The organism is Pseudomonas vlassakiae (genome assembly GCF_014269035.2).
GTDB lineage: Bacteria > Pseudomonadota > Gammaproteobacteria > Pseudomonadales > Pseudomonadaceae > Aquipseudomonas > Aquipseudomonas vlassakiae.
In genome coordinates this window covers 1-340 of the sequence record NZ_JABWRP020000066.1, presented here as the reverse complement: position 1 = coordinate 340, position 340 = coordinate 1, and the positions used below count along the sequence as shown (strand labels likewise).

The 340-nt window shown below is 53.5% G+C and carries 1 protein-coding gene; it reads left to right on the top strand.

Annotated features, from left to right (window positions below):
• On the top strand, window positions 1-340 hold a 340-nt coding region (locus HU738_RS25805), incomplete at its 5' end, for a transposase (protein WP_186605057.1).

Here is a 340-nt window from a genome sequence, read left to right as displayed (position 1 = left end):
ACTCGATGAGTTCGAGAACGGGCCGTGGGGTGAGAAATATCCAACCGTGGTAGCGGCTTGGAGACGGGCTTGGGATCGCGTAATTCCATTCTTTGTTTTCCCGCCCGCCATCCGGAAGGTGATCTACACCACCAACGCCATCGAGAGCATCAACGCCCAGCTACGCAAGGTGATCAAGACCCGTGGGCATTTCCCGAATGATGACGCAGCGACCAAACTGATTTGGCTGGGACTACGCAACATAACAGCCAATTGGGGAAAACCGGCCCATGATTGGAAAAGCGCGATGAATCAATTTGCGATTCTGTACGGAGATCGGTTCATCAGGCCAACTTGGTGA